8 protein-coding genes are annotated in these 10,716 nt (G+C 67.3%); 3 read left to right on the forward strand and 5 right to left on the reverse strand.

The features are described from left to right. Positions 1-27: 27 nt before the first annotated feature. A complete protein-coding gene (gene ppc / locus N5096_RS10625; protein ID WP_267664584.1) occupies positions 28-2,730 on the forward strand; it encodes a phosphoenolpyruvate carboxylase in 2,703 nt (900 codons plus the stop codon). 275 nt (positions 2,731-3,005) lie between these two features. Here the strand turns inward: ppc and N5096_RS10630 are convergent, their stop codons facing one another. From N5096_RS10630 to N5096_RS10645, 4 genes are all read right to left on the reverse strand, one after another. Continuing rightward, a complete protein-coding gene (locus N5096_RS10630; protein WP_267664586.1) occupies positions 3,006-3,461 on the reverse strand; it encodes a 30S ribosomal protein S19e in 456 nt (151 codons plus the stop codon). A 134-nt stretch (positions 3,462-3,595) separates the two neighbouring features. After that, positions 3,596-4,939: a hydroxymethylglutaryl-CoA synthase gene (hmgB, locus tag N5096_RS10635; protein ID WP_267664589.1), complete on the reverse strand. Its 1,344-nt coding sequence runs from the start codon at positions 4,937-4,939 to the stop codon at positions 3,596-3,598. Between the two features lie 66 nt (positions 4,940-5,005). Continuing rightward, positions 5,006-6,547 (reverse strand): hypothetical protein, encoded by a 1,542-nt coding sequence (locus N5096_RS10640; RefSeq protein WP_267664591.1) that lies wholly within the window; start codon positions 6,545-6,547, stop codon positions 5,006-5,008. 90 nt (positions 6,548-6,637) lie between these two features. Beyond that, positions 6,638-6,826, reverse strand: coding sequence for a hypothetical protein (locus tag N5096_RS10645; protein WP_267664593.1), 189 nt, complete (start codon positions 6,824-6,826; stop codon positions 6,638-6,640). 187 nt (positions 6,827-7,013) lie between these two features. Between N5096_RS10645 and N5096_RS10650 the strand changes: the two genes are divergently transcribed. Continuing rightward, on the forward strand, positions 7,014-7,739 hold the full coding sequence (locus N5096_RS10650) for a guanosine phosphorylase (RefSeq protein ID WP_267664594.1): 726 nt from the start codon (positions 7,014-7,016) through the stop codon (positions 7,737-7,739). A gap of 25 nt (positions 7,740-7,764) precedes the next feature. Here N5096_RS10650 and N5096_RS10655 read toward each other — a convergent pair whose 3' ends face one another. Next, positions 7,765-8,214: a UPF0179 family protein gene (locus tag N5096_RS10655; RefSeq protein WP_267664595.1), complete on the reverse strand. Its 450-nt coding sequence runs from the start codon at positions 8,212-8,214 to the stop codon at positions 7,765-7,767. Positions 8,215-8,342: 128 nt separating this feature from the next. Between N5096_RS10655 and tmcA the strand changes: the two genes are divergently transcribed. Beyond that, positions 8,343-10,640, forward strand: a complete 2,298-nt coding sequence (tmcA, locus tag N5096_RS10660; RefSeq protein WP_267664596.1) for a tRNA(Met) cytidine acetyltransferase TmcA — start codon at positions 8,343-8,345, stop codon at positions 10,638-10,640. Positions 10,641-10,716 lie beyond the last annotated feature (76 nt).

The following is a 10,716-nucleotide window of genomic DNA, read 5'->3' on the forward strand; positions in this document are numbered from 1 at the left end:
ACCCGCGGCGACGGCTGGATGTATGGTATGGAGTTGCACAATCGAGACGTGCGGACGGACGTCAGGGAGCTCGGTGCGCTCGTGGGCGACGTCCTCGCCGCGCAGGCCTCCACGGAAGCGTACGAGACGGTGGAAGACCTCCGGAACGCGGCGATCCGGTACCGGCGCGGCGACGCGGAGAGCCGCGACCGACTGCACGAGTCGGTCGGCGATCTCTCCTCGGGGCGGGAGGAGATCGTCGCCCGCGCGTTCACCACCTACTTCGAGCTGATCAACCTCGCCGAGGAGCGCGAGCGGGTCCGGTCCATCCGGAACGCCGACGACGAGGGCGCGCTCCACGACTCCTTCGAGGCCACGGTCGAGGAGTTCGCGGAGCAGGGGGTCGGGGCGGACGAGCTACAGGAGCTGCTGGAGGACGTGCTCATCGAGCCGACGTTCACCGCGCACCCGACCGAGGCCCGGCGGGCGACGGTGAAGGCGAAGCTGCGGTCGATCGCCAACCACCTCGAGGACCTCGACGAGCGCAACCTCACCGATCGCGAGCGCAACGCGACCTGGCGCGACGTCACCGCCGAGGTGACGAGCCTCTGGGGCACCCGACAGGTGCGCCAGCGCCGCCCGGAGCCGGAAGACGAGGCGCGCAACGTCGGCTGGTACCTGGAGAACACCCTCTTCGACGTCGTCGGCGACGCCTACGAGGAGTTCGAGGAGACCATCTCGAACGAGTACGACGGGATCGACTGCCCGAAGCTGTTCGAGTTCCGGTCGTGGGCGGGGTCGGACCGCGACGGCAACCCCTTCGTCACGCCCGAGGTCACCGACGAGACGCTCGAGCGCCAGCGGGCGGTCGCCATCGAGAAGTACCGCGACCGGTGCAAGCGGCTCTCCGCCGTGTTGAGCCAGGACGGCGAGCGCTACGCGATCGACGACCGACTCACCGAGTCGCTCGCCGACGACGCCGAGCGGTTCCCGACCGTCGTCGAGGAGGCCCGGGAGCGCTACCCCGACGAGCCGTACCGCCAGAAGCTTCGGCTGATGCGCGAGCGGCTCGACCGCGTCGACGACGTCCGCCCGGGCGAGTACCCCGACGGCGACGCGTTCCTCGCCGATCTCGACGTCATCGCCGAGTCGCTCCGGGCCGACGGGCAGGACGCGGTCCGCGAGTCGTTCGTCGAGCCGCTCCGCCGACAGGTGGACACGTTCGGGTTCACGCTCGCGTCGCTCGACCTCCGCGACCACCGGGAGAACCACACCGAAGCCGTCGCGGATGCGGTGGCGAGCGAGGGCGTCGACTACCGCGGGATGGACGAAGCGGCCCGCGAGGAGTTCCTCACCGAGGCCATCCTCCAAGAGGACCCCGTCATCGACCCCGATGAGCCCGGGGACGTCTCCGAGACGACCGAACGCGTGCTCGAGCGATTCAGCGAACTCGCCGAGTGGCAGACGGAGTACGGCCAGCAGGCGATCGACACCTACTGCATCTCGATGACCGAGGAGCCGAGCCACGTGCTCGAGGTGCTCTTCCTGGCCGACCAGGTCGGCGCCGTCTCGCTGCCGGACCACTGCGGGCTCGACGTCGTCCCGCTCCTGGAGACCGAATCCGCGCTCAACGGCGCCGAGCGCATCCTCGGCAGGCTGTTCGATAACGAGGCGTACGCGACCGCACTGGACGTGCGCGACGACGTGCAGGAGGTGATGCTCGGCTACTCCGACTCCAACAAGGAGAACGGGTTCCTCGCCGCCAACTGGGACCTCTACGAGAACCAGCGCCGGATCGCGCGGTTCTGCCGCGAGGAGGACGTCACCCTCCGGCTCTTCCACGGCCGCGGCGGCTCCATCTCGCGCGGCGGCGGCCCGATGAACGAGGCGCTGCTCGCGCTGCCGAACGAGACCGTCACCGGACAGGTGAAGTTTACCGAGCAGGGCGAGGCGATCGCCGAAAAATACGCCAACCCGCGGATCGCGGAGCGCGAACTCGAACAGATGCTCGACGCGCAGATCCGCGCCCGCCACGAGGCCAACCAAGAGCCGACCGAGAACGTCCCCGACAGGTGGGTCGACGCGATGGAGACGATGGCCCCCGCGGCCCGCGAGACGTACCGCGACCTGCTGAACACCGACGGGTTCGTCTCCTACTTCGGGCAGGCGACCCCGATCTCGGTCGTCGAGGACCTCAACCTCGGCTCGCGGCCCGCCTCGCGCTCCGGCGAGCGCACCGTCGAGGACCTCCGCGCCATCCCGTGGGTGTTCTCGTGGACACAGACGCGGCTCATCCTGCCGGGCTGGTACTCGCTCGCCTCCGGGATGGACGCCTACCTCGACGAAGTCGGCGAAGAGGAGGGGCTTGAGACGCTCCGCGAGATGTACGAGGAGTGGCCCTTTTTCCGTACCACCCTCGACAACGCCGGGCTCGCGCTCGCGCGCACTGAGCCCGAAATCGCCGCCGAGTACGCCGACCTCGCCGACGACGAGCTCCGCGAGCGCTTCTTCCCCGAGCTGATCGGGGAGTACGAGCGCGGACGGGAGCTCGTCTTGGCGATCAGCGGCCGCGACCAGCTCCTCCGGCGCGAGTGGCTCGAGGAGAGCCTCGACCGGCGGAACCCCTACGTCGACCCGTTGAACCTGCTGCAGGCGAACCTCCTCGGCCGCACGCACCGCACCGAAGAGGAGGAGCGCACCCTCCGGCTCACCGTCAACGGCATCGCCGCCGGGATGAAGAACACGGGATAGCGCGTCGCGCTCGGAGGGATCGCCCGCTCAACGTCTTTTATTACGGTATCCGTCGACACGTCCACAGCCGACCGTAACCAGTCCGGCAGGGTGAGGTGCGTCGGTGCGATCGGTTTTGATATAGCCATATCTGATTTACGTAGGCGAAATGGCGATGAGGCCTCTCCTTGACTGATCTGCCGGGAGCGGGCGGCGTACGGCCGGACCTTGCCGAATTCCGCGGAGCGAGACCCGCGGCTCAATGACAGGAGCAGAGCGAGAAAGCGAACTGCTATCTACGCGTAGCGTTCGAGTTCCGGACGGTCGAGGTCCTCGAAGACCTCGGTGGCGACCTCGGAGAGGAACGCCTCGCCCTCGTCGGAGACGCGGCGGCCCTCGCCGGCGGCGGTCGTGACGAGTCCCTCCTCTTCGAGGGCCTGCAGCGACGAGCGAATGAGGTTGCGGGAGCCGGACGAGTGGCGGCCGGGGCGGACGATGTACCGGTTCGAGCCGCGCTTCTTCGAGCCGTACTCGGTCGCGAGCCGCTCGATGCCGATCGGCTCGTTCTGGGCGACCTTGCGCAGGAGGCTCGCGGAGCGGACGTACCAGAAGTCGTCTTGCTCCGGCGGGAGCTCCTTGCCGGCGCCGGTCTTGGCGAACTCGACCCAGTCGGGCTCGTCGATGCGGTCCTCGAGTCGCGCCGCGACGGCCTCGATGAGGTCGTCGGCCGGCACGTCGTAGATGGTTACCATTGGGTGTCGATTCACGCCAGCGTCGTTTAAAACCATCGTATCGCGTACGGCCCGTGTGAGCCGTTTTCACGGGGTTGCGGGCCGCTGCGGGCGACTCGCGGATCGGAGCGAGGCCGAGCGTCGGGGGCGCAGCGCTACTCGGCGTACTCGTACTTCCGCTCGTTCATCCGGCCCCAGCCGGTGAAGACGAACTCCCCGTCGGGCTGGGTGAACTCCTCTATCTCGCGTTCGACGTCCATGTCGTACTCGTGGACATCGTGGACGTCCTCGTACTCCTCCCACGTGAGGTCGTAGCGGGCGTCGAGCTGCTCGTCGATGTCGAGCCCCTCGATCTCGGCCCGCCATCCCTCGCGGATCGTCTCCGCGTGGATCTCGGCCTGCGCGCCGGAGCCGTAGGAGGCGACGAGCAGCGTGTCGCCGACGAACCCGCGGTCGCGGGTCAGCGCGTCGCGCAGGGCGCTCACGCGAGCGATGTGGACGGAGCTGGTGTACCAGTTTCCGACCTCGCGAGAGAGCCCGAGCGTCGGCTCGACGGCCGTGTCGTACCACGACTGGTACTGCTCGGTGGTCTTCAGCTCGTCCATGTACCCGCGGATCGCCTCCTCGTACGCCTCGCGGTCCTCGTACTCGCTCTCGCGGGGCTGGCGGCCGATCTCGTCGGCCAAGGCGTCCTCGTGAGCCGTGTCGCGGATGACGTGCCGGTACGCCAACAGCGCCGCCTTCCGGACCATCCCGGGGAACGGCGTGTGGAAGGGGGCGTACGCGAAGTCCTCCAGTTCGATGTCGTCGGTGACGGACTCGTAGTCCTCCAGGGCCTCGCGCATCCGGGAGAGGTACACCTGGACCGAGCGCTTCCCGTCGACGCTGGGGAACTGCTGGTTCGGTTTGAGGAAGTCCGTCTCGTCTTTCGACCCGTACCCCTGCTCGGTCGACAGTTCGACGACGGAGGGGTCCTCGTCGATCAGCATCGCGATGGCGCCGGCGCCCTGCGTCGCCTCTCCCGGGTCGCCGCGGGCGTACAGCGCCGTGTCCGTCGTGATGACGATCGCCGGACGGCCGCGGTTGCGGCCCGCTCGGATCCAGTTGTACGCGTCGTCGATGGCCTGCGTGCCGGCGAGGCAGGCGAACTTGCGCTCGCCCTTGTTGGCGTGGGTGAAGTCGCCGTCGTACACCTGTTCGAGGCAGCCCGCGATGTACGTCGACACCGGCTTCGAGTGGTCGAACGCCGACTCCGTGGCGACGTCGATCCGGCCGACGTCCTCGGGAACGAGCCCCTTCCGGTCCATCAGCCCCTTTGCGGCGTTCGCCCCCATCGTGACGATGTCCTCGTACACGTCGGGGAACGAGGAGTTGGTGAGCCCGAGCCCCTTCGTGTACTTCTCGGGGTCGTCGCCCTTCTCCGGCGCGAACGTGCCCGGCAGGTCGAGCTTGAGCTTCCCGGTCCAGATCTCGATGCCGTCGATCCCGACTGCGGTCATACACGGTCGTTCATGCGGCCGGCATATGGCTTTGTCGATGGTGGGTTACGTCGATTGTGGTGACAATCAGGTTGATACTGTGAATTGAGCTGAGCTCCCGTCGTCAAAGAACAAAGTGATATCGACAGACTCCCCCGCCATAGATCGTATCTTAGAATTGGGTCCAGATTGTTGTCTAAATTCACCGAGCTCGACACGGATATCGTTGCTTCCATCGATATCAATATCATTGATATCTACCTGATCACCGAAGTTGATACGATTCTCAAAGAATACTTGACCACCAGTATCTCGGAAGGTAGGGGTTCCAGAGATATGGTCGACGTTATTTCGACTAGAACTATCAACCCTAATACCAGAAATGATTACATTTTCGGTACCAGTATTTTCGATTGTAAACCGCAGTTCGGAATTACTAGTACCGAATGATTCTGAGTTAGAGTCTACAATAGCGGTGCGTTCTGCCATTGTGCCGGGAACCTCTACGATCTCCACTTGGATCTGATCGACATCGTCGCCTGATGCCGCAAACAACGTAGCGGTACCTCCTTGTGTAGTAGTAACATTCGTCGTGAAATTGCCATTAGTGGTCGTCGCAGACGTATCCTGGAATATCGCTATCGAGGAGTTCGTTGCGAAGTCCACAGTAGCACTGTCCAGTGGTTCGCCGTCGCTCTCAACAGTGCCATTTAATCGATTGGATCCAATCGACAATAGACCTGGATCGTTCCACGAAACGTTGTAAACCCGATCAAAGTCGCTCCCATTTCCGGGATTAGAACCATCTTTGTCATCTTTTTGAATCGATTCTTCCGGCGCTTGTTGAATTCCAACCGTATCTACCGTCAGATTGGAGGCAGTTGTCTCAAGGGTCAGGTTATGGACGCCATCATCGTTATTATCGCTCGTGACACCACCATACACGTCGCTCGAAATGTTGGCCTCGGTGTTCCAGTATTCGCTCCCGTTCAGTCGCGTCGGAACCGTGACTGTAACGTTGCCTTCGGGAAGCTGTTCGATGGTATTTTCAGCCGAGTGAAGTTCGACGGTCACTCGACCTGTCCCACTTCGGCGGAACTCGTTCTGGAGAGCGACGATCTGGACATCACCATTTTCGACAAGAGCCTGGTCTTCGATCACTGCGATCCCACCACCCCTATCAGTAGCGTCAACATAAAGCACGGATGCGTCGTACCACGTCGACGACGCGTCGATCTCGTTGTATCCCGGTCTGTACTGGAGGAATCGGGTAGAGACGTTAATCGGGTCGGCAGATTCAGGATCGATCGTGATATTGTATGATCTGCTTGTCGTTTGTATCGTCCCAGCTGGTGCCGGCGGATTAATCGCAAATATACGGGTTGGATAGGTAGTACCTAATCGGACCGTCTCGTACTTCGGTCGATCGCTACTACCCTCTTCCAAGGTCGACGCCCTAAGCTCGACGAGATCGTTGCGGACCTCTTCGAAATGCTGGAACTCCACCTCCGCGTTCTGCTGCGGAACGATCTGTACCTGATACAGCGACAGCGCCAAGATCAGGAACCCGAACAGGATCACCGTCCCGACCACGACCGACTGGCCCCGACGGTCGCGACTGAATCGCATTGTGCGATGTCGACGCCGAGCGGGTATAAAAGCCTCCGTCCGACCTCTCAGTCGCGATACTCGGGCGGGCGCGGTCGAGGCCGGGACGGTTCAGTCGCCGTTCGCCCGCCGATCCGTCAGCCACGCCGACGCGACGGCCACGACGCCGGCGAACCCGCCGAGCAGCACCGCCTGCGTCCAGTTGAAGTCGAACAGCGTTCCCGCGACCAGCGTGACGACGAGGAACGCGGCCGTGAGGGCGCCGAGCGTCGAGGCGAGCGAGGCGTTCGCGTCGGGCATACGCGAACTGGAGGTCGTCGAGCGATAAATCGGCCGATCCGGCCGAAGCCGTCGGTTTCATCGAGCGGGGACCGACGGCGTCTCGGTCCGTTCATAAATCCCATAGCGCGATATGAAATTCGTCTCGCGGCGCCACCCCCGCCTGCCGACCGGTCCGTTTTTGCGCGCGGCGGCTGTCCCCGCTCGTATGGCGAAACAGCCGCATCTGCTGGTCGAGGAGGGCGACGTACACGAGATCGCGGTCATCCCGGGCGATCCCGGCCGCGTCGACCGGATCGCGGACCGCTGTGACGACAGCGAGGTCGTCGCACAGAACCGCGAGTACAAGGTCGTCAACGCGAGCTACGAGGGGACCGACCTCACGATCTGCTCGACCGGAATCGGCTGCCCGTCGGCCGCAATCGCGGTGGAGGAGCTCTCGCGGGTCGGCGTCGAGACGTTCGTCCGGTGCGGCACCTGCGGGGCGCTCCAGGCCGACATGGAGGTCGGCGATATGGTCGTCGCGACGGGCGCGGCGAAGGAGGAGGGGACGAGCAAGCGGTACGAGTCCGCGAACTACCCGGCTGTCCCCGACTACGACGTGCTCACGGGCCTCGTCGGGGCGGCCGAGGAGAACGACGAGGAGATCCACGTCGGCCCCATCGTCTCCGACGACGCGTTCTACAACGAGGACGACGAGTACGTCGACGACTGGAACGATGCGAACCTGCTCGCGATCGAGATGGAGGCCGCGACCGTCTTCTCGCTCGCGCGCCGCAAGGGGCTCGCCGCGGGCGCCATCTGTACCGTCGACGGCAACCTCGTCGCGGGGTCACAGAAGGGCGCGGACTCCGACGACGAGCTGCCGGAGAAGGCGAAGGACAACGTCGAGCGCGCGATCCGGATCACGCTGAACGCGGTCACCGAGCTGTAGGCGGCGTCGCGCGGCGAGTTTCTCTCTACTCGTCTTCCGCTCGGAACTCCACTAGCGTCAGCTCCCGGTCGAGCGCGCAGGTGTCGTGCGGCGGCTCGCCGAGCACCTGGTCGATCACGCGCTCGTCGTCGAAGTCGGCGCCGTCGGGGACGCAGTACCCGTGGCTCGGGCATTCGGTGTGCGGGCACGGCCCCGCGAGCGAGACGCGGCTGCCGGCGTACGCCTGCTTCGACGGGACGTTCGCGGGGACGGGCGCGGGCTCGACTTCGACCGCCCGGACGCCGGCGTCGTGGACGGCGCAATCGAGAACCTGCGCGTTCTCGCGGATCCCCGTCACGCGGTACCGGGTCCCCTCGGAGAGGTTGAGACACTGGCTCCGGTAGGGGCACCCCTCGCAGTCGGGCGACTCGCCCTCGTAAACGAACTCGCGCCCCGCGTCCGCGAGCCGCGTGCCGATGAGCGTGACCGTGGTCATGGGCGACAGGAGGCCCCGGGAGGCCGTAAGCCTCCCGCCTCGCGGAGGGACTCGGCGATTCGGGAGGGACGGACTGGCGATCGGAGGGCAAGACACATCCCCGGTCCCCGGCAACGACGACCGAACGAATGATCGCGGGGCTCGCGCGGGACGCGAAACGGGAGGCCGAGGCGGCGAACGAGCGGCGCGTCCTCGTGTGCGCCGGCGACCGCGACCGCGGGATCGACGGGGCCTACGACGCGATCGAGGCGGTCGACCCCGACTCAACCGCGATCGTCTCCACCCGCGAGGGGTTCCGGTTCGAGGAGCACCGCCCTCGGAACGCCGGCGAGCTGCTCGGCCGCACCCGTGAGGTCGTCGTCCTCGACTGTCACGGGCGGTTTGTGCCGAACGCGCTCGGCCGGTGCGTCGGCGCGGTCGACGGCGGCGGGCTCCTGGTCCTCCTCACCCCGGCGCTCGACGACTGGCCGGCGGTTCGCGACCGCTTCGACGACTCGCTCGCGGTCCCGCCCTACGGGATCGGCGACGTGACCGGCCGATTCCGCGATCGGTTCGTCGGCACCCTACGAACGCACCCGGGGATCGCGATCGTCTCGTTCGACGCGGACGGAGCCGAGGCCGACGTCGTCGAGCGCGACGGGCTCACGGGGGAAGCGGGGGAGCGAGGCGAGCCGAGAGGTCGACCGAGCGTCCCGCCGAACGCGACGTTCCCCGCCGCGGCGTACGAGGCGTGCCTCACGGCCGATCAGGCTCGGGCGGTGCGCGCGTTCGAGTCGCTCGCGACCCCCGGCGACGCGGTCGTCGTCGAGGCCGACCGGGGGCGTGGGAAGTCGAGCGCGGCGGGGCTCGCGGCCGGCGCGCTCGCGCTCGACGGCGCCGACGTCCTCGTCACCGCGCCGGCGTTCCGCAACGCCGCCGAGGTGTTCGCGCGGGCGAGCGAGCTGATTGGGTCGGGGGGCGCCGGGGGCGAAGGGGACGTCGCTGCGGAGGACATTCGCCGCGTCGACGCTCCGGGAGGCGGGCGTGTCCGATACCTCCCGCCGGCCGAGGCCGCGGAGCTCCCCGGCGATCCGGACGTCGCGATCGTCGACGAGGCGGCCGCGCTCCCGGTGCGGCTGCTGGAGGGATTCCTCGACGCGGGGGTTTCGCTCGCGTTCTGCACGACGGTCCACGGCTACGAGGGCGCGGGCCGGGGGTTCGCGATCCGGTTCCGCGAGCGCCTGCTCGACGGGCCGCTCGCGGTGCGGGACGTCCGGCTCGACGAGCCGATCCGGTACGCCCGGAACGATCCCGTCGAGGCGTGGGCGTCGCGGGCGCTCCTGCTCGACGCGCGCCCGGCGGTCGACGAGGCGGTCGCGGGAGTCTCGGTCGAGGAGTCGGTCTATCGAGCGCTCGCGCCCGACGACCTGCTCGCGAACGAGGCCTTGCTCGGGGAGGCGTTCGGGCTGCTCGTCGCCGCCCACTACCGCACCGACCCGAACGACCTCGCGCGGCTGCTCGACGCGCCGAACCTCGCCGCTCGCGCGCTCGTCGCCCGGGGACGGGTCGTCGCCGTCGCGCTGCTCGCGCGAGAGGGCGGACTCGACGCGGAGACCCGCCGGGCGATGTACGAGGGCGACCGGGTCCGCGGCAACATGGTGCCGGACGTGCTCACGAGCCAGCTGCGCGACGAGGGCGCCGCCGAGCCACGGGGAGTCAGGACGGTCCGGATCGCGACCCATCACGCGCTCAGAGGCGAGGGGTTCGGGGCTCGGCTGCTCGACGAGATCCACGCCGAGTTCGGGGAGGGGGGCGGCGAGGACGCGCGCGGCGTCGACTACTTCTCGGTCGGCTACGGCGCGACCCCGCGGCTCCTCCGGTTCTGGCGGCGGGCGGGCTACCGGACCGTTCACCTCTCGACCTCGCGCAACGACGCCTCCGGCGAGCACTCGGCGGTCATGCTGCGGCCGGAAACGGGGCCCGGCCGCGAGCTGTGCTCCCGCCACGCCGCCGCCTTCCGGGACCGCGAGCGCGACGGCCTCTCGGACGCCCACCGCGACGTCGACTCGGACGTGGTCGTCGGCGCGCTCCGCGCCTGTCCGGCGCCGGTCCCCGTGGACCTGACCGAGACCGAGTGGCGCTCCGTGGTCGGCGCGTCGTTCGGCCCCGGGATGTACGACAGCGCGCCCGGCGCGTTCCGGGACTTGGCGATGGCGGCGCTAGTCGGGGGGGACGGAGAGAGCGGCGACGTCCTCGACGACCGCGAGAAGCGCCTCCTCGTTCAGAAGGTCCTCCAGGGCCGACCGACCGAGTCGGTCGCCGACGAGCTCGGCTACGTGTCGGGGGGCGCGTGCATGCGGGCTCTCGGGGAGGCCTACAAGCCCCTAGTCGAGCGGTACGGGACCGAGTTCGCGCTCGCAGAGCGAGAGCGATTTATAAGTGACTGAGCGAGGGAGCAGCGTGTATTTATAAGCTGAACTGCGGTGGCGCGTGCCGGCGAGCGCCCACGGGGCGCGAGTCGTA

The organism is Halorubrum yunnanense, from assembly GCF_026586675.1.
Lineage (GTDB): Archaea > Halobacteriota > Halobacteria > Halobacteriales > Haloferacaceae > Halorubrum > Halorubrum yunnanense.